The following is a 17950-nucleotide window of genomic DNA, read 5'->3' on the forward strand; positions in this document are numbered from 1 at the left end:
TGTCTAATCAACAGGGTTTTCGGTCTCTAAGTACTTTTTAAAGGGAACATCATCGACTCAAATCTCTATTTGCAACAGTGCCATTTTGATTAACCGCCCATTCGTTGTTACGGATTTAGGTACACGTTTGTGTCGTCCTTCTGAAGTTGTTTTGGATATTCTCCCGTTTCCTCAGAAAGGCGCATTTAGCAAAGAAGATGGTGAAAAAATTATTGATGAAAATGGCCAAAGAATTAAATAGTACTTTCTCATCTCTTGAATGGAAAGAATGTGAAGGAGATTTATATGGATCAAGTTAATTTTTTTAAATGCTTATCAGATGAAACACGTCTCAATATAGTGACATTAATTGTTGAAAATAAAGAACTATGTGTATGTGATTTGACTGAAAAACTACAACTCAGTCAACCGAAAATTTCAAGACATTTAGCCCTTTTACGTGCTTCAGGGCTACTTCAAGATCGCAGACAAGGCCAATGGGTTTACTACAGTATCAATCCAAAATTGGCCAACTGGTGTTATGAAATTTTAGATATTTTGAAGACGGTTCAATCTCAATCAAAGCTGGATGATCAACACCCCCTTTCTGTAAATAGTTATTGTGAGTAATTCAATGAAATTTTTATTTTTATGTACTGGAAATAGCTGCCGTAGCATTTTGTCTGAAGTTTTGTTTAATAGCCGAGCACCAGAAGGTTGGAAAGCCTATAGCGCTGGGAGTAAGCCTTCAGGTCAAGTTCACCCGCTAACTTTAGAAACCCTTGAAAACTTAGGATTATCTACCGAAGGTTTATGGAGTAAAACGATTAATGATTGTGAACAATATCAACCTGATGTTGTGATCACAGTATGTGATTCTGCTGCTCAAGAAGCATGTCCACTTTATTTGGGTGGAGCAATCAAGGCACATTGGGGCTTGGCTGATCCTTCACACTTAGACGTGAATAAAGAAGAAAAAATGAAAGCCTTTATGAGCACTGTTGAACATATCAATCGTCGCTTAGATGCTTTATTTAAACTTAATGTAGATAAACTATCTCGCTCAGAATTGATTGCAGCAATTAATCAAATTTCGAACGTTGAGTAAGTGAAATGTCTGAAAAACGCTTATCTTTTTTAGATCGCAACCTGACGCTATGGATTTTTATTGCCATGGCCTTAGGCATTGCCATCGGAAACTTCTTTCCTCAGGCTTCTGTCGCACTCGATAAATTAAGCATTGATTCAGTGAATATTCCAATCGCGATTGGTCTTATTCTAATGATGTATCCACCACTGGCAAAAGTGAACTATGCGACTTTGCCACAAGTGTTTAAGGATAAGAAAACCCTTACTTTGTCCTTAGTACAAAACTGGCTGATCGCGCCAGTACTCATGTTTGCCCTGGCAATCATATTTTTACATAGTTATCCAGAATATATGACCGGTGTCATCCTGATTGGTCTTGCTCGATGTATTGCCATGGTTCTGGTGTGGAATGGCTTGGCCTGTGGTGATAATCAATATGTTGCAGCATTAGTTGCCTTTAACAGCATCTTCCAGATTCTATTTTTCAGTACCTATGCCTGGTTATTCCTGACCTTCCTTCCACCCTATTTTGGTGTCGCTTCGCAGGTCATTAATGTCGATTTCTGGACCATCACCCATGCTGTTCTGGTTTATCTTGGTATTCCGTTCTTATTAGGTTTCTTAACGCGATGGATTTTGGTGAAACAGAAAGGCGTGGAATGGTATGAAACCAAGTTCATTCCGAAAATCAGTCCGCTGAGTTTAATGGCTTTGCTGTTCACCATTCTGGCCATGTTTAGCCTAAAAGGCGGTGATGTCGTGAGTCTTCCGCTTGAAGTTTTACGCATCGCGATTCCTTTAACCATTTACTTCGTTTTAATGTTCTTCATCAGCTTCTTTATGAGTAAATGGATGGGCAATGACTATCCTAAGACCACAGCAATTGCATTTACCGCAGCGGGGAATAATTTTGAATTATCACTTGCAGTAGCGATTGCAACTTTTGGTATCGCTTCGCCTGTTGCTTTTACCACGATTATTGGCCCACTGGTCGAAGTTCCTGTGTTGATTGCCTTGGTGAGTGTTTCACTCTGGCTGAGAAAGAAAGTTTTTAAAGAGGCCTAACTCTATGAATCTCCCAAATGTAGATCTAAATCTTCTTGAGCAACCCACCTTTGAAAAAGTTCAAGCCAAAGAACTTGCTCATCCTCCGCGAATTTTGCTGCTGTATGGCTCTAATCGAGAACGTTCTTACAGTCGCCTTGCAGTTCTTGAAGCCGGTCGAATCCTTGAGCATTTTGGGGCGGAAATAAAAATCTTTCATCCTAAAGGGCTTCCTTTACCAGAAGATGCGGATACTGAGCATCCAAAAGTAAAAGAACTGCATGAGCTTTTAGCATGGTCAGAAGGCATGGTCTGGTGTTCACCTGAACGCCATGGTTCTATGAGTTCAATCTTTAAATCTCAAATCGACTGGATTCCACTGGCAGGAGGGGCAATCCGTGCTACCCAAGGTAAAACTCTTGCCTTGATGCAAGTCAGTGGCGGATCACAGTCATTTAACAGCCTGAACCAGATGCGTATTTTGGGGCGGTGGATGCGGATGATCACCATTCCAAATCAGTCTTCAGTTCCAAAAGCTTTTTTGGAGTTTGAAGAAGATGGACGAATGAAACCTTCGGCTTTCTATGACCGGATTGTGGATGTGATGGAAGAGTTATTTAAGTTCACCCTACTGACTCGTGGACAAAGCAAATACCTGACAGATCGTTATTCTGAACGCAAGGAATCGGCTGAAGAGTTGTCCAAGCGTGTAAATCAGCGCAGTTTATAAATGCTGGATGGTATTAAATACTGCGCCTCATTGCCAGGTCAGTAACACTTTTATGCTGTACCGATGAAGTGCTGTTAAAGGTACAATGAATATTGTAAAAACCCAGTCTTCATGATTGGGTTTTTACATTAAAGAAGTCAGAGATAAATAAGGAAAAGGTGAAGGCTTTGAACCAGAAACAGACTGAAACTGATGTGATCATTATCGGTGGTGGGCAGGCCGCTTTATCTACCGCTTATTTTTTAAAGCGCAAGAAAATCCCATTCATTATATTGGATGAGCAAAATCAAGCGGGGGGTGCCTGGCTGCATACCTGGGAGTCATTGCGTCTTTTTTCTCCTAATACCTGGAGTTCTCTATCCGGTTGGATGATGCCCATCACTGAACAGACCTATCCAACACGAAATGAGGTGATCCAGTATTTATCGGCTTATGAACAGAGATATCAATTTTCGATTGTTCGTCCAGTACATGTCGATCGTGTGGAATCGAAGGGAAAGTATTTAGACGTATATGCTGGAGAAAAGTTTTGGCGAGCCAAGGTGGTGGTCAGTGCAACAGGGACATGGCGCCAGCCGTTTATTCCTGATTATCCGGGACAGGAAAACTTTCAAGGCACGCAGTTACATTCAGCCCATTACCTGAATGCAGATTCATTTAAAGATAAGAAAGTCATCGTGGTGGGTGGGGGGAATTCGGGCGCGCAAATACTCGCTGAGGTTTCACAAGTTGCTGAAACCATTTGGGTCACAAAAACTCCGCCTCAATTTTTACCTGATGATGTCGATGGTCGAGTACTGTTTTTAAGAGCAACTGAGCGTTTAAAAGTACAACAAGAAGGAAGAAAAGTTGACCAGCCAATAGGTGGCCTAGGTGATATTGTGATGATCGATAGTGTCAAAGAGGCAAGGAATAGAGGAGTCTTACATAGCCGTCCACCTTTTCAATCTTTAGCTACAGATGCAGTTATTTGGCCAGATGGAAAAAAAGAGAAAATTGATGTGATTATTTGGTGTACTGGATTTAAGGCTTCATTAAATCATCTAAAAAGTATAGATATAGTAGAGCGAGATAACTTTGTAGAAGTTCAAAATGGAAGGTCTATTAAGTTACCTAACTTGTGGTTAGTTGGATATGGAGATTGGACAGGTATGGCATCTGCAACATTAATTGGCGTTTCTAGAACAGCGAGAGCTACAGTAGATGAGATCTTCACTTATCTACAAGAAATTAATACTAAAAAATTTTCAGAATAATTATCCATATCGAGTATAAGAATTTTAGAATCGGTTTTGTGTCTAGGCTACTGGGAGCATTCCAATATTTTGATTATTATTTCACTAAAAGTGTCTACAAGATCATGCTCTTCATTAAGCCATAATTTTTGATATTTAAACCTAATTTCATGAATTGCACTAAAAAGAGGGAACTCTTTCATAATTTATAATTAAATTAGAAGTTTTCTTAGGAAGCTGTTTAATATTATTGATATCTATACAGTTTTTCTTGTAAAAGCGCTTCATTTATAGTGAGTATTTCAATAAAATAAGGGAGCTAGCTCCCTTATTTTATTCATTTGCTAATTAAAAATTACTCGCAACTTGATATGTGATGAATGAAAAGATGTAGGCTAATGCAAACAAATAAGTTGCCATAATGATGGGCTGTTTCCAGCTGCCAGTTTCTCGTCTAATTGTTGCTAACGTAGCAAGACAATGGGGAGCAAAAATAAACCATACCAATAATGATAAACCTGTGGCTAACCCCCATCCATCCGGGCCTGAAATTTGACTTAACAGACTTTGAGTTACTGTATCTTCATCACCTGACATCGCATAAATCACCCCAAGAGCAGCAATTACAACTTCCCTTGCTGCCATAGCAGGAATGAGTGCAATACATATTTCCCATGTAAACCCAATAGGCGCAAATATAGGATGAATTAAATGCCCTAACTGACCAGCTAAACTATAGTTAATGGCCGGCATGCTTGCATTATCTGGTGGTTGAGGGAACGTGACTAGCACCCATAACAAGATAGACAGCGCAACGATAATGCCACCAACTCGTTTTAAGAAAATAGTTGCCCTATCATATAAGCCTAATGCAATATTTCTAATATCTGGAATTCGGTATGTGGGAAGTTCAAAAATAAAAATACTTTCAGTTTTATCTTTTCGAACCAACTTCAGAAACACTGAAACTAATAACGCTGAGACTATTCCCGACATATAAAGACCAAAAAGGACTAATCCTTGCAGACTTAACCAGCCGTAGATTAATTGGTTGGGAATAAATGCCGCGATCAATAAAGCATATACTGGCAATCTTGCTGAACAGGTCATCAAGGGTGCAATCATAATTGTTGCTAATCGGTCCCGTTCAGAGCTGATACTTCTGGTTGCCATAATTCCGGGAATGGCACAAGCAAAACTGGATAGCAGAGGAATAAATGAACGGCCGCTAAGCCCGGCTTTAGACATTAATTTATCTAAAAGAAATGCTGCCCGGGGTAAATAGCCTGACTCTTCAAGCATTAAAATGAAGAAGAATAAAATCAAAATCTGAGGCATATATGCAAGCACGCTACCTGCACCAGCAATTACCCCATCCACAACCAAGCTTTTTAATAGAGGATGTTGGATTAGTGGTCCAATAAAATCACTGAGCCATGCGACAAAATTTTCAATGAATTCAATAAAAGGCGTTGCCCATATAAATACCGCCTGGAACATCACAAACATGGTTAAAGTTAAGATTACTAAACCCAATACAGGATGTAGAAAAATTTTATCTAGAAATGCGGTTCTTTTATCACCACTGTCATTATTTAAAATAACTTGTTTGGTGATTTGTTTGACCTGTTCAAAATGACTTAATTCAGAATGATAAGGAGTAATAAAAAGATTTTTTTGATCTAATTGATTAATTAAATCTTGAATTCCTTTTGTTTTAACTGCGACAGCTTCAACTACAGGGATACCTAACAGTTGAGACAGTTTATCCTTATCAATGGAAATACCACGCTTTTTGACCTCATCCATCATATTTAATACAAGAATCATAGGGCGATTTAGAGCACGAACTTCGAGAACCAAGCTCAAATGTAAGCTTAAATTTGTGGCATCTACAACGCATATAAAAATATCGGGTAGAATTTCACCTTTTAGCTCGCCCAAACAAACTGCCCTGGTGACTTCTTCATCTAAACTACTAGGTTTTAAACTGTAAGTTCCGGGTAAGTCCAATACTCGTATTGCATCACCAGAAGGTAATTTAAAAGAACCTTCTTTTCTTTCTACGGTAACCCCAGCATAGTTGGCAACTTTTTGTCGCGTACCAGTAAGCGTATTAAATAAAGAGGTTTTTCCGCAATTTGGATTACCGACTAATGCAATGTTCTTAATCTTCATTGGATACTAACTCTACAAAAATTCTTTCAGCTTCATTCTTTCTTAATGCGAATCTTGAAGTTTCAATTTGAACTAAAACAGGATCTCCGCCAAAAACACCTTTAGTGAGTACTTGTAGAGTTTCACCCTCTCTAAAACCTAATAGTTGGAGCCGTTCCAATACGGGATCAGTGGTATGACTGTATTGATTACCTTTTTTGAGATCTCTAATTTTGACGATCTGATTTTGTTTAACTTGAAATAGATTCATTTTCGATACTCTTACTTCAAAGCCAAAATCTTTCGAGCACCATTAAGCACGAATAAAGAAACCAGGATGCCAATGATTAAGTCTGGGTAAGCTGATCCCGTCCACGCCACGAGTACACCGGCAAATATAACGCCCATATTTACGACAACGTCATTCGCCGAGAAAATCCAACTGGCTTTCATATGTGCGCCATCTTCTCGATGACCAGAAATAAGATATAAGCATGTCACGTTAGCTATAAGTGCGAGCAGGCCAATAACAATCATGAGCGTTGATTCTGGCTCGCTTCCAAACATGAATCGTCTAATGACATCAATAATCACGATGACAGCAAGTAATAACTGAATCCAACCTGCGAAATGGGCTGCTTTCACTTGATATTTCGCAGCTTTTCCGACGGCATATAGCGCAATACCATAAACGGCTGCATCGGCAAACATATCTAGAGAATCAGCAATCAATCCTGTAGACGCAGCAATAATTCCGCTGATGAATTCTATAAAGAAAAGTAGAGCATTAATGCCTAATAACAGTTTAAGTACTTTAGCTTGTCTCACAGGATCAGGTTCATTAGGTATATCGCCTGAAGAAAGCTGTGTTTCATCAAGTTTCGCCCCAAAACCCAGTCCTTCAAGTTTGGCCGTAATTTGCTGACTCCCTTCATTATGGAAGACTTTCAGTTTTCGATTGGGAAGATCAAAAGTAAGACCTTTAACTGCTTCAATATCTGCAAGAGCCATACGGACCATTTGCTCTTCAGCAGAGCAATCCATTTTAGGAATGGTATAGGTACTTGTTTGCTTAGCTTGTTGATTGCTTATATAAGTTTCAGTCTTCACAAGCTTTGCACCAAAACCCAAAGCTTCAAGTTTGGTAGTTATATTTTCATCTTTTTGATTATGTAGAACCTTTAAAGACCGGTTAGGTAAATCAAAGATGAGTTTTTGAACACCATCAATTGAAGATAGCGCCATACGAACCATCTGTTCTTCCGCAGAACAATCCATTTTGGGAACTAAGTATTCACTCATGTAGTGCGAATCTTTTAAAACGTCTTCAGTGCTTAAATTTTCTTTGGGATCAGAACCACAACAGGATTGAGCGGTATCTTCACAACTGTTTGAAGTGTTACAGCAAGGAGATGAAGATTTTTTTTCTTCCTCTTCACCACAACAGCTAAGCGTATTATCACAATTCTTTGAATTGTTTGCTTCTGCAATTGATGGATGATTTTCTTGTTGAGATTTCTTATCTTCGCATGGTGTTTCTTTACTACATCCACAACCACTCATAATTATACCCATTAAAAAAATTTATAAACTTTGAATATTAGAATCCCTATAGTTACTATAGAGTCAAGATTTTTTGGAAATACCAACTCAATGCATTTAAAAATTGGTGAACTCTCTAAAAAAACCTCATGTTCAGTATTAACAATTAGGTTTTATGAAAAGGAAGGTTTAATTCCGGAACCCGAAAGAACGGAAGGAAATTACCGCCTTTACGATATAGGCTATGTTGAGCGAATTAAGTTTATTTTGAATTGCCGAACTTTAAATATGAGTTTGAATGAAATTCGTCAATTACTCACCTATAAAGATAATCCCAAGAAAAATTGTTCAGATGTGAATGAATTAATTGACTTACATGTCAGTGCTATCAGAGAAAATATAATCAAGCAACAAAAGCTTATTGAACAATTATCTGATTTAAGAGGTACTTGTGATGGTTTATGTACAATTGACCAATGTGGAGTTCTAAAAAATCTAGCTTGATTATCTAGACCTATGCTTTTTCAAAAACTCTGTATATCTTTACTTAAGGCTGCAAAAAGATTAAGGTGACTTAAATTTTGTGATCAGATCTTAGATAGCTTTGGTTAGCTTCCGATTGGTGTTTTAAATACAGATTTGTGTATGAAGAGAAAAACATTTCTAATCCAGATATTGGTACTCTTATTCACATTCCAGAATATTTGGAGTGTGGCAGAGGCTGCTTGTCTGCATGAAATGCCAAACATACCCAATTCAATACTCTCTAATCCAATCGATTTAGACGAAAAGAGTGATAGTCCTCGTCAAGCACTTTATTCCCTAGAAAACTATAAAGAAATCTATGACTATTGTCAGAAGGTTTGTTTTAACGAAAAGTGCAGTCATTTCTCAAATACAATCGTGATTCAGATTGACCCACCCGATGATCTGAAGCTTAAAGCTAATTTTGAGACCGGCATTACCCCAACTTATTTGGGAATAACTTTTTATAAACCCCCTTATCTGGATCAATTAACCCCGCCTCCCGATTTGCCCCTACTATTGGTGGGGTAGTCTTATAAAAGCCCACCACTCCTAATTTCATTATGCGTGGGGCATTTTCATGTCAAAAAACAAATTACATCAGGATACCTCCATCCTGAATTTATCCTGGTCAGCCTTAGGTAGCGGTATCTTGCTATCTGCAATGATCAGCTTCAGTACTTCCGTAGTCGCCAGTACTCAAGATTTAACGCTGCAGCAAGCTATTGAGCAGGTTAACCAATATCAAGCGTCCCAAAATTTCTGGGAAACGCAAAACAGCATTAATGCCACGAATCTTCAGCAAAGTAAGCTGTTTAAAAATCCTGAACTGTCAGTTGAACAAACGGGATTTGGTTCAAATAATGAAAAAGAGCTTACCATTGGCATATCACAACCCTTGGATATTTTTGGTGAGCGAAGAGCAAACCAAAAATTAGCCAGTCTCTCTACAGATAAAACAGCGCTGAAACAGAAGATTTATCAAGCACAAATTGAGCTTGCAGTGAAATATGTATGGTCACAACTGGCCATTGCTGAACTTGAAAAAAACATTGTCAATGAACAACTTCGGGTGAGCCAAGAAAACCTTCAAGCAATCGAAAAGCGCTTTAATGCAGGCAGTATTGCCCAAGTAGATGTAAATCGCGCACGTTTAAGCCATGCTGAAAATATCCGTCTTTTTAGACAGGCAGACTTACAGGTACAAGTGGCCACCCAACAATTATCAAATTTATGGGGTACGTCTGATAAGTCATTGCAGGTAAACCTCTCTTCACAAAAGCTCTGGCCAAAATCGACTCATGAACAGGTTCAAGAATATTTAGCGGAAAACTACGTTGAGAAATATCGAGCTTTACTGGTATTAGAGTCTCAAGCAACGGTTGATCAACTAAGGGCAAAGGCACGTCCTAACCCCACTTTAAACCTAGGTGTCAACCGCACCCAATCCTTGGAAAACTCCACACAAAATCAATTAGTAGTCGGAGTCAGTGTACCGCTTAATATTTTCGATCGTCAGCAAAATGGCATAAAAATCGCGCAAGAAAAAATGAACTTATTAGAGCGTCAGAAAGAGTTTTATCTGAAGCAAAATGCGCTGCAAATAGGCACAATTTTAACCGAGTTGCAGGGTTTAGAGCTGCAATTCAAAGTCGTTGACGAGACTCAAATTCCTTTGGCGACTCAAGTTCAAAGTAAGACGCTACAAGGTTTCTTGGCAGGCAAGTTTGCTTTAACCGATGTTCAGCAAGCCACGCTTCAATTACAAGACATCCGTCTGCGTAAAGTCCAGTTGTTACGGGATGGCTGGCAAAAGGCCATTGAAGCAGAAAGTTTGAGCTTAGGCATTAGCCCAAGTGAAGTCATGTCGAAAGATGCTATTGCACAAATCAATCAAAACTTATGGCAAGACATACAGGCCATGCCTGTCATTGGTGGGGGAAATTAACATGTTCGATCTTAAAAACAGCTTAAAAAAACAGAGCGGAAAAATCTCTCAACCTCTACTGATTAGTTTGGTTATCGGCGCTACCGTACTCCTCAGTATTTTTTTGATCTTAACTGGTAAGAATAAATCGGAAACATCAGATGAACATGCAGAGGAAGAAAGCGGAGAAGAACATGGCGGTGAAACCGAAGAGCATGCAGAAGGTGTGAGCCTGACTGCCAAGCAACTGGTGGAACAGGGCATACAATTATCAGCGGTCGATCAAGGCCCGGTGGTTAAATTAAGTTCTTATCCTGCCAAACTGAATGTGAATACGGATCAGCAAGCGCACGTCTCACCGAGTTTTAGTGGTCATGTAGAAAATGTCTATGTAGAACTCGGTCAAAAAGTTCAGAAAGGACAGCCTTTGGCTGCGTTGCTTGTTCCTGATCTAGTTGATCAGCAGGCCAATCTTAAAATTGAACAAACCAACCTTGAACTGGCGAAACAAGACTATGATCGTGAGCGTCAGCTTTGGTCACAGGGCATTTCAGCAAAACAGGACTATCAACGTGCTTATAACAGCTATAAACGGGCACAAATTCAGGTTCAAGCGGCCCAATCACGTTTAAGTGCATTTGGTGCAGTGAATGCCAGTAACGGACGCTATATTTTGAAAGCTCCCATTTCTGGCGTGATCAGTAAAAAGGATTTGGTTCTCGGGGAAAATGTTCAGTTAGCCGATCAACTCTTTACGATAGACCGGTTAGATCAACTCTGGCTTGAGTTTATTGTTCCAAATTCTGAAATTATGGGCTTAGCCCCGAATCAAAAGATCGAATTTAAATCCTTGCAAACAGAAAAGGTTTATCAAGCTGTTATTCAGACTTTAAATACTGAAGCGGATATTCAAACAGGTCGTCTTCAGGTGCGAGCAAAAGTTGAATCGAATGCAACCGAATTACGTCCAAACTTGATGGTGAACGTACAGTTGCAACAACGGAGTGAAAGTACCGCATTACGGGTACTTAAGTCCGCAGTTCAGAATGTCGATGGAAAAGATGTGGTTTTTGTCGCCACTCAGCATGGACAAAAAGTTGAATTCAGTCCGCAACCTGTGAAATTAGGGCAATCATCTGGGGAGAGCCAATGGATTGAAGTGGTGAGTGGGCTTAGTCAGGGACAAAAATATGCCGCTCAAGGCAGTTTTTTACTGAAATCCGAGCTGGAAAAAGGAGAGGCTTCACATGAGCACTGAAACTCCTCAAATTCCAGACCACGAATCGGTAAAACCTGAAGGACTGTTTGATCGACTGATCCAGTTTTCTATCCATAACGCAATCTGGGTCATGCTGTTTATTGCGGCTTGGATTGCTATTGGTATTTATAGTTATCAAAAGTTACCGATTGATGCTGTACCAGATATTACCAATACTCAGGTGCAGATTAACACTTCAGCCAATGGTTTTACGGCTTTAGAAATGGAACAGCGGATTACATATCCAATCGAGAATGCCATGTCAGGCATGCCGAAAATGGAACAAACCCGTTCTATTTCACGCTACGGCTTATCGCAAGTGACCATCATTTTTGAAGATGGCACGGATATTTACTGGGCCAGACAGCTTATCAACCAGCGCTTGCAAGAAGCAATGGGAGAAATGCCTGAAGATGTGCAACCTAACATGTCACCTATTTCGACAGGTTTAGGTGAAATCTATCAATGGGTGATTAAAGCCGAACCAAATGCTAAAAAACCGGATGGGACCGCTTATTCGGCTATGGATTTACGTGAAATTCAGGATTGGATTGTAAGGCCACAATTACAGCGCGTAAAAGGCGTTGCGGAGATCAACAGCATTGGTGGCTTTAATAAAACCTATGTGGTTGCCCCGGATCTGAACCGATTGCAACAATTGCAAATTCCTTTGTCTGATTTACAAACTGCCTTAACAGAGAATAATGAAAACCGTGGTGCTGGCTATATTGAGAAAAATGGACAACAGCTAACGGTTCGTGTTCCCGGCACTTTAAACACGATTGAAGATATCCAGAACATCAGTATTGCCAATAAAAACGGCTATCCGATTCGGGTGGCAGATGTCGCCAATGTCTCAATTGGTCATGACTTGAGAACAGGGGCTGCAACCTATAATGGTGAAGAAACTGTATTGGGTATTGCCATGATGATGATGGGAGAAAATAGCCGTACCGTTGCTCAAGCCATTGATGAAAAGGTGCAATCGATCCAGCAATCGCTACCTAAAGGTGTGGTGATTGAGACTGTGTATGACCGTACGCATTTGGTTGATCGGGCGATCAAAACCGTTCAGAAAAATTTGATTGAGGGTGCAATCCTCGTCATTGTTATTTTATTTCTCTTTCTAGGTAATTTCCGTGCTGCGCTGATCACGGCTTGCGTTATTCCACTGTCAATGCTGTTTACCTTGACGGGAATGGCAGAGCAGAAGATTAGTGCAAATCTGATGAGTTTAGGGGCACTGGACTTCGGTATTATTATTGATGGTGCAGTGGTTATTGTAGAAAACTGTATCCGTCGGCTAGCAGAAGCTCAGAAGCTGAAAGGTGGTTTACTTAGCCGTTCTGAAAGATTTAAAGAAGTCTTCTTGGCTGCAAAACAGGCGCGTCGTCCTCTGATTTTTGGACAGTTAATTATTTTGGTGGTTTATCTACCTATCTTTACCCTGACGGGTGTAGAAGCCAAACTTTTCCATCCTATGGCAATGACTGTTGTACTGGCTTTAATTGGGGCCATGATTTTATCTGTCACTTTTGTGCCAGCCGCAGTTGCCCTATTTGTCACTGGAGAAGTCAAGGAAACCGAAAGTCGCTGGATGCATTGGCTTAAAACCAAATATGAACTGCTTTTAGATAAAGCCTATGAGCTTCGTTTATTTGTGACTATTGTGGCTGCCTGTATTTTAGTGCTTACGGGCGTGCTAGCCACTCAAACAGGTAGCGAGTTTGCACCTCAACTGGGTGAAGGTGATTTTGCTGTTCAGCAAATGCGTTCCCCAAGTACAGGGTTAGAACAGTCACTGAGAATGCAGGAAAATACTGAAAAGTTACTGTTGAAAGAATTTCCTGAAATTAAAGCGATCTTTGCTCGTACCGGTACAGCAGAAGTGGCCACAGATGTTATGCCACCCAACATTTCAGATGGCGTGGTACTGTTAAAACCTCATGATGAATGGCCTGATCCAAAACAAACGATTGATGAGCTTCGCCAAAGAATGATTACTTTCTTAGCGACATTGCCGGGAAATAACAGTGAGTTCTCGCAACCCATTGAACTGCGCTTTAACGAGTTAATTTCAGGGGTGCGAAGTGATGTGGGTGTCAAATTATTTGGTGATGACATGGAGATTCTAAATCGCGAAGCGAATAAAATTTCTCAAAAAATTAACTCAATTTCAGGCGCGACAGCCGTTAATGTAGAACAGACCAGTGGCTTACCCTTGTTGAATGTAGAGGTGGATAAGTCCAGAGCTGCACAATATGGCTTGTCGGTAAGAGCAATTCAGGATCTGGTAGCTACAAGTGTCGGTGGCCAGAATGTTGGAACAATTTTACAGGGAGACAAGCGTTTTGATTTTGTCATCCGTCTAGATGAATCCCAGCGTAGTCCTGAACAGTTAGCGGTACTTCCTATTCAATTGCCGAATGGTGGTTTAGTCCAACTGCAAGATGTGGCACGCGTTGAAAATATCCTGGGTATTAATCAGGTCAGCCGTGAAAATGGTAAACGTCGAGTGGTTATTACTGCAAATGTAGAAGGACGTGATTTAGGCTCATTCGTAACAGAGCTTCAGAGCACGTTATCCAAACAGGAATTACCAAGCGGTTATTGGATAGATTATGGCGGTCAATTTCAAAATCTGATGTCTGCAAAAGCGCGTATGCAATTGGTGGTTCCGCTCGCATTGTTGACGATCTTTATTTTATTGATGGCTGTATTCCATAATATCAAAGAAAGCTTACTGGTCTTTAGTGGTGTACCGTTTGCCTTATGTGGAGGCTTAATCGCGTTGTGGTTGCGTGACATTCCATTATCCATGTCAGCAGGGGTTGGCTTCATTGCACTATCGGGGGTGGCTGTACTGAATGGCTTAGTCATGCTTACCTTTATCAAAGAGTTGCGACAACAATATGACCTTTATTATGCAACGTGGCAGGGTGCAATTTTGCGTCTTAGACCTGTGCTGATGACAGCTTGTGTGGCGTCCCTTGGGTTTGTCCCGATGGCTTTGGCAACCGGAACTGGGGCAGAAGTACAGAGACCTTTAGCAACAGTGGTTATTGGAGGAATTATCTCCTCTACCCTGCTTACATTGGTTTTATTGCCCGTACTGTACCGCTGGATGAATGAAAAGAAAGCTTCTTAATCCATTAGATTAAGCAATTTTTAGCAGAGATATTGAGCCTGTCTCAAGTATCTCTGCTAATCATGGATTGAATAAGGAAAATTTTATGTCAGAACATCATGATCATAGCCATGCGGTTGTTACTGAAGGAAATAGTAAGAAATTAATGTTTGCTTTGGGTTTAACGACTACTTTTTTAATAGTAGAAGTTGTCGCTGCTTTTATTACCCAAAGTTTAGCATTACTGTCTGATGCCGCTCACATGTTTACTGATGTAGCCGCATTAGCTATTGCTCTTGCTGCTATCAAAATTGGTAAAAAAGCCGCAGATGATAAAAGAACTTTTGGCTATCAGCGATTCGAAATTTTAGCGGCTCTGTTTAATGCAGTGATGCTTTTTGTAGTGGCGATATATATCGTCTATGAAGCTTACCAACGTTTTACGAATCCTGCTGAAATTCAAAGTATTGGAATGATGATTGTCGCAGTCATTGGTTTGGTCATAAATTTGATTTCAATGAAAATCCTTTCTGCGAGTGCTGAAGGAAGTCTAAATGTGAAAGGCGCATATTTAGAAGTTCTTAGTGATGCACTGGGATCGATAGGCGTGATTATCGGAGGAGTGGTCATTTATTTTACCCAGTGGATGTGGGTAGATACCTTAATCGCTGTGTTAATTGGCTTCTGGGTCTTACCTCGAACTTGGGTTTTATTAAAACAAAGTATCCATATTTTGCTTGAAGGGGTTCCTGATGAGATTGATATTGAGTCGTTAAGAAATGATTTATTGATGCTAGAGGGTGTTGAAGGGATTCATCAGTTGAAAGTCTGGGCTATATCTTCAAAAAACATTCATTTAACTGCTCATTTAGTTGCTCCTAATAGCAATCCAGATCAGCTCTATCAAAAGGCCTTAGACGTTCTAAAACATAATCATAGTATTACTGAAATTACGTTACAAATAGAAAGTACGGAATGTAATACATTGGAACAGCATAAACATTAAAGTGCTGCTCTTTCTACATAATGGACAGATGACTAGGCTGATAAACCTTACCATTTTCCTGTATTACACTTCTATTTATCACACGCACTTTAAACACCATCCTGAGACATTTTAAAATTACAAGAATGTAATTTATGAGTCCTCTGGGTGTTAATTCTTTAAAGTTAGAATATCTAACAAGTATTAAATGAGAGTAAATAAACATGCTATTCAAAAATAAATTTTGTACTAAATTACTGTTAATTAGTGCATTCTTTAGTATCGCAAGTTTTAGTTATGCAGATGGCGGCTTGTTATTTCTTGAAAAGAATTTAAAAGCTTCTAAAGTTGAAAATTCTAAACAAAAACAAGTTAAAAATAATGAATCAAATGAATCAAATGAATAGTTGGGTTGCATAAATAAATCAATTAGACTTATTCATTCAGCAATATAATTCCTGAATGAATAAGTTTATAACTAAAACCTATTACACCATTAGTTGAACTACATATAATTATAATATTAAAAATAAAGTATTTTTTTTAATCCCATTTCAATGGGTCATCTTTATATATCTCAATTTATGTTGTAAACATACAATGTAATTTCTAAATAAAAATATCCAATTTTTTTAAATCACTTCAGGATATAAAGCTTTAGCTATGCCAAAGCCAATTAAACCTGCTATGGCTAAATATAGGGCTTTCATGTACCACATGCCCCAAAGTACAGTTATTTTATTTGCTGAAAACTTATGTACTGGCTGACTTAAAAAATTGGTTGTTTGGTTAAATGACTTTTCAGATGCTTCAAGAGCATAATAATTTAATGCGGGGAACAAGCAAGCAACCAATAAAATAGCGATTGCGGGAAACACAAATGCTTTAGGCAGACTAAATTTTATTGCGAATTATAAAGCCGCACCTACACCAATAATGCCTAAAAAGGATTTAGTAAAGCTTGCAAAGTCTAAGCCAGTTGTGCCTGCACCTTTCCACATCAAAAAGCCTATGTGGGGCAGTAAAAAAGTTTCATACTAAGTATTAAAGTATCATACTGAGCAATAAATTCTCATACTAGATTGCTCAAAGGATTTATCTATGGCCTTACCTAAATACAATCTTGAATGGTGTCAAAACTATGCGAAACAGCATAAAGGAGAATGTCTTTCAAAAGAATATCTAGGTAGGACTGTTAAACTCCTATATAGATGTGAAAAAGGCCATGAATTTTATGCCACTCCTGCCGTTCATATACATAAAAAATCTTGGTGTAATGAATGTAGCAATAGAGATGTTGCACATACCTATGAATTTGTTAAGGAATTTATAGAAAGTAAAGGCGGTGTTTTATTTTCTACAGAATACATCAATGTACGTCAGAAGCTTGATGTGCAATGTGAAAAGAAGCATAAATGGAATCCTACTTTTCAAAACTTATTTCACAATAACTCATGGTGTCCAGTTTGTTCTGGTACAGGTAGGCGTACCTATGGCAAACGTGTAAGGGTCATAAGCTAGTATGAAACTTTATTACTCATAAATGTTTCATGGATTCATATCTAAAGTTCCAGTATGAACATTTATTGTTTTTTCAGTTTATATGCTTTCACATAAAATCAAAGGCTTGAGAGTAAGCCAATGTGATAATTTTTTACTCTCGTACAAAACCCTAATTACTGATCTTCTTTAGAACCAAAGAAAAACCAACTTCAAGTTGGTTTTTCTTTTTTAATCATCAGTGGCGACCTTAACACCATATCCAATTAAACCTGCAAGGCTAGCATAGGCTATTTTGGCATAAATCGAACCCCACCAGACCGTAATTTTACTGGCACCAAATTCCCGAACCGTTTGCCCCATAAAATTAGTGGTTTCATAGAAATTTTTAGCAGAATAACCTAACGCAATATGATCAAGGACAGGGAATAAACTAAAAGCTAAACCTACTGCTGCTGCGGGGAAAGTAAACTCTCTTGGTAGACCGAATTTTCCAGCAATAAATACAAGCGATACCACGATAATTAATCTGATGATAGTCCATAGCATCACTGTGAAAGGCAAGTTAAAGATGCCTGCTCCCTGCCACGCAAGACCGCAGACAACTAACACGATAAAGCCTACAACTATCAGGAATAATACAAATTTATCATGATCATCTTTACTCATTAAAAAGTCCTTTATGGTTTGTTATTTTCACTTACTTATGCCAGGTGAAGTTAGATTCTAGGTGTATTTCTAGGGGTAGTATTAAGATGGCACTGTTGCAAATAACCACGAATGGTAAGCTGAAGACTGTTTTAGCTAAAGGTGCAGCATATGAATCCTTTCCATGGTCGGCATTTTCAGGGC

General features: G+C 39.1%; 18 protein-coding genes and 1 pseudogene. 14 read left to right on the plus strand and 5 right to left on the minus strand.

The features are described from left to right. Window positions 1-82: 82 nt before the first annotated feature. The 6 genes and pseudogenes from N518_RS16400 to N518_RS0113780 form a co-directional block, all read left to right on the plus strand. Window positions 83-241, plus strand: a pseudogene (locus tag N518_RS16400) (arsenate reductase (glutaredoxin)); the annotation flags it as partial. 44 nt (window positions 242-285) lie between these two features. Continuing rightward, entirely contained in the window at window positions 286-609 is a 324-nt protein-coding gene (locus tag N518_RS0113760) for a metalloregulator ArsR/SmtB family transcription factor (protein WP_004644742.1), read from the plus strand. Between the two features lie 4 nt (window positions 610-613). Then, entirely contained in the window at window positions 614-1087 is a 474-nt protein-coding gene (locus N518_RS0113765) for an arsenate reductase ArsC (RefSeq protein ID WP_004781073.1), read from the plus strand. A gap of 5 nt (window positions 1088-1092) precedes the next feature. Further along, on the plus strand, window positions 1093-2133 hold the full coding sequence (gene arsB, locus N518_RS0113770) for an ACR3 family arsenite efflux transporter (protein ID WP_004644740.1): 1041 nt from the start codon (window positions 1093-1095) through the stop codon (window positions 2131-2133). Window positions 2134-2137: 4 nt separating this feature from the next. After that, window positions 2138-2842, plus strand: coding sequence for an arsenical resistance protein ArsH (gene arsH / locus N518_RS0113775; protein ID WP_004644739.1), 705 nt, complete (start codon window positions 2138-2140; stop codon window positions 2840-2842). A gap of 167 nt (window positions 2843-3009) precedes the next feature. Then, entirely contained in the window at window positions 3010-4098 is a 1089-nt protein-coding gene (locus tag N518_RS0113780) for an ArsO family NAD(P)H-dependent flavin-containing monooxygenase (RefSeq protein ID WP_026444402.1), read from the plus strand. A 327-nt stretch (window positions 4099-4425) separates the two neighbouring features. Here N518_RS0113780 and feoB read toward each other — a convergent pair whose 3' ends face one another. Genes feoB through N518_RS0113795 form a run of 3 tightly spaced genes read right to left on the minus strand, consistent with a single transcriptional unit; the run spans window position 4426 to window position 7797 of the window. Beyond that, window positions 4426-6255 carry a ferrous iron transporter B gene (gene feoB, locus N518_RS0113785; protein ID WP_026444403.1) on the minus strand — a complete coding sequence of 610 codons (1830 nt, stop codon included), beginning with the start codon at window positions 6253-6255 and terminating at the stop codon, window positions 4426-4428. Continuing rightward, a complete protein-coding gene (locus N518_RS0113790; protein ID WP_004281857.1) occupies window positions 6245-6505 on the minus strand; it encodes a FeoA family protein in 261 nt (86 codons plus the stop codon). The genes feoB and N518_RS0113790 overlap by 11 nt, the downstream gene beginning before the upstream one ends. A gap of 11 nt (window positions 6506-6516) precedes the next feature. Further along, on the minus strand, window positions 6517-7797 hold the full coding sequence (locus tag N518_RS0113795; RefSeq protein WP_005253114.1) for a cation transporter: 1281 nt from the start codon (window positions 7795-7797) through the stop codon (window positions 6517-6519). A 90-nt stretch (window positions 7798-7887) separates the two neighbouring features. Between N518_RS0113795 and cadR the strand changes: the two genes are divergently transcribed. From cadR to N518_RS0113830, 7 genes are all read left to right on the plus strand, one after another. After that, window positions 7888-8280 (plus strand): Cd(II)/Pb(II)-responsive transcriptional regulator, encoded by a 393-nt coding sequence (gene cadR / locus N518_RS0113800; protein ID WP_004281856.1) that lies wholly within the window; start codon window positions 7888-7890, stop codon window positions 8278-8280. Window positions 8281-8421: 141 nt separating this feature from the next. Then, window positions 8422-8832: a hypothetical protein gene (locus N518_RS0113805; protein WP_004733191.1), complete on the plus strand. Its 411-nt coding sequence runs from the start codon at window positions 8422-8424 to the stop codon at window positions 8830-8832. 49 nt (window positions 8833-8881) lie between these two features. Continuing rightward, complete coding sequence (locus tag N518_RS0113810) at window positions 8882-10249, plus strand: TolC family protein (RefSeq protein ID WP_004281854.1); 1368 nt, start codon at window positions 8882-8884, stop codon at window positions 10247-10249. 1 nt (window position 10250) lies between these two features. Then, entirely contained in the window at window positions 10251-11486 is a 1236-nt protein-coding gene (locus tag N518_RS0113815) for an efflux RND transporter periplasmic adaptor subunit (RefSeq protein ID WP_004281853.1), read from the plus strand. Beyond that, window positions 11476-14634, plus strand: a complete 3159-nt coding sequence (locus tag N518_RS0113820) for an efflux RND transporter permease subunit (RefSeq protein WP_004281852.1) — start codon at window positions 11476-11478, stop codon at window positions 14632-14634. Before N518_RS0113815 ends, N518_RS0113820 begins: the two co-directional genes overlap by 11 nt. Window positions 14635-14719: 85 nt before the next feature. Next, the gene (locus N518_RS0113825) at window positions 14720-15619 is read left to right on the plus strand and encodes a cation diffusion facilitator family transporter (protein WP_026444404.1); all 900 of its coding nucleotides are present in this window, start codon (window positions 14720-14722) and stop codon (window positions 15617-15619) included. A 203-nt stretch (window positions 15620-15822) separates the two neighbouring features. Then, complete coding sequence (locus tag N518_RS0113830) at window positions 15823-16005, plus strand: hypothetical protein (protein WP_004281850.1); 183 nt, start codon at window positions 15823-15825, stop codon at window positions 16003-16005. A gap of 225 nt (window positions 16006-16230) precedes the next feature. On the opposite strand, the gene N518_RS0113835 is transcribed toward N518_RS0113830, so the two are convergent. Next, on the minus strand, window positions 16231-16476 hold the full coding sequence (locus tag N518_RS0113835) for a hypothetical protein (RefSeq protein WP_005407459.1): 246 nt from the start codon (window positions 16474-16476) through the stop codon (window positions 16231-16233). Between the two features lie 223 nt (window positions 16477-16699). On the opposite strand from N518_RS0113835, the gene N518_RS0113845 reads away from it, so the two are divergent. After that, on the plus strand, window positions 16700-17119 hold the full coding sequence (locus N518_RS0113845; protein ID WP_004281849.1) for a hypothetical protein: 420 nt from the start codon (window positions 16700-16702) through the stop codon (window positions 17117-17119). Window positions 17120-17329: 210 nt separating this feature from the next. Here N518_RS0113845 and N518_RS0113850 read toward each other — a convergent pair whose 3' ends face one another. Continuing rightward, window positions 17330-17767, minus strand: coding sequence for a hypothetical protein (locus N518_RS0113850; protein ID WP_005108951.1), 438 nt, complete (start codon window positions 17765-17767; stop codon window positions 17330-17332). Window positions 17768-17950: the final 183 nt, after the last annotated feature.

It is taken from the genome of Acinetobacter sp. UNC436CL71CviS28 (assembly GCF_000620525.1).
Lineage (GTDB): Bacteria > Pseudomonadota > Gammaproteobacteria > Pseudomonadales > Moraxellaceae > Acinetobacter > Acinetobacter radioresistens.

What these genes read in the sequence shown, in the direction of transcription:
- N518_RS0113760 (WP_004644742.1), top strand. Translation starts at nt 286, where the DNA reads ATGGATCAAGTTAATTTTTTTAAATGCTTATCAGATGAAACACGTCTC.
- N518_RS0113765 (WP_004781073.1), top strand. Translation starts at nt 614, where the DNA reads ATGAAATTTTTATTTTTATGTACTGGAAATAGCTGCCGTAGCATTTTG.
- arsB (WP_004644740.1), top strand. Translation starts at nt 1,093, where the DNA reads ATGTCTGAAAAACGCTTATCTTTTTTAGATCGCAACCTGACGCTATGG.
- arsH (WP_004644739.1), top strand. Translation starts at nt 2,138, where the DNA reads ATGAATCTCCCAAATGTAGATCTAAATCTTCTTGAGCAACCCACCTTT.
- feoB (WP_026444403.1), bottom strand. Translation starts at nt 6,255, where the DNA reads ATGAAGATTAAGAACATTGCATTAGTCGGTAATCCAAATTGCGGAAAA.
- N518_RS0113790 (WP_004281857.1), bottom strand. Translation starts at nt 6,505, where the DNA reads ATGAATCTATTTCAAGTTAAACAAAATCAGATCGTCAAAATTAGAGAT.
- N518_RS0113795 (WP_005253114.1), bottom strand. Translation starts at nt 7,797, where the DNA reads ATGAGTGGTTGTGGATGTAGTAAAGAAACACCATGCGAAGATAAGAAA.
- cadR (WP_004281856.1), top strand. Translation starts at nt 7,888, where the DNA reads ATGCATTTAAAAATTGGTGAACTCTCTAAAAAAACCTCATGTTCAGTA.
- N518_RS0113805 (WP_004733191.1), top strand. Translation starts at nt 8,422, where the DNA reads ATGAAGAGAAAAACATTTCTAATCCAGATATTGGTACTCTTATTCACA.
- N518_RS0113810 (WP_004281854.1), top strand. Translation starts at nt 8,882, where the DNA reads ATGTCAAAAAACAAATTACATCAGGATACCTCCATCCTGAATTTATCC.
- N518_RS0113815 (WP_004281853.1), top strand. Translation starts at nt 10,251, where the DNA reads ATGTTCGATCTTAAAAACAGCTTAAAAAAACAGAGCGGAAAAATCTCT.
- N518_RS0113820 (WP_004281852.1), top strand. Translation starts at nt 11,476, where the DNA reads ATGAGCACTGAAACTCCTCAAATTCCAGACCACGAATCGGTAAAACCT.
- N518_RS0113825 (WP_026444404.1), top strand. Translation starts at nt 14,720, where the DNA reads ATGTCAGAACATCATGATCATAGCCATGCGGTTGTTACTGAAGGAAAT.
- N518_RS0113830 (WP_004281850.1), top strand. Translation starts at nt 15,823, where the DNA reads ATGCTATTCAAAAATAAATTTTGTACTAAATTACTGTTAATTAGTGCA.
- N518_RS0113845 (WP_004281849.1), top strand. Translation starts at nt 16,700, where the DNA reads ATGGCCTTACCTAAATACAATCTTGAATGGTGTCAAAACTATGCGAAA.
- N518_RS0113850 (WP_005108951.1), bottom strand. Translation starts at nt 17,767, where the DNA reads ATGAGTAAAGATGATCATGATAAATTTGTATTATTCCTGATAGTTGTA.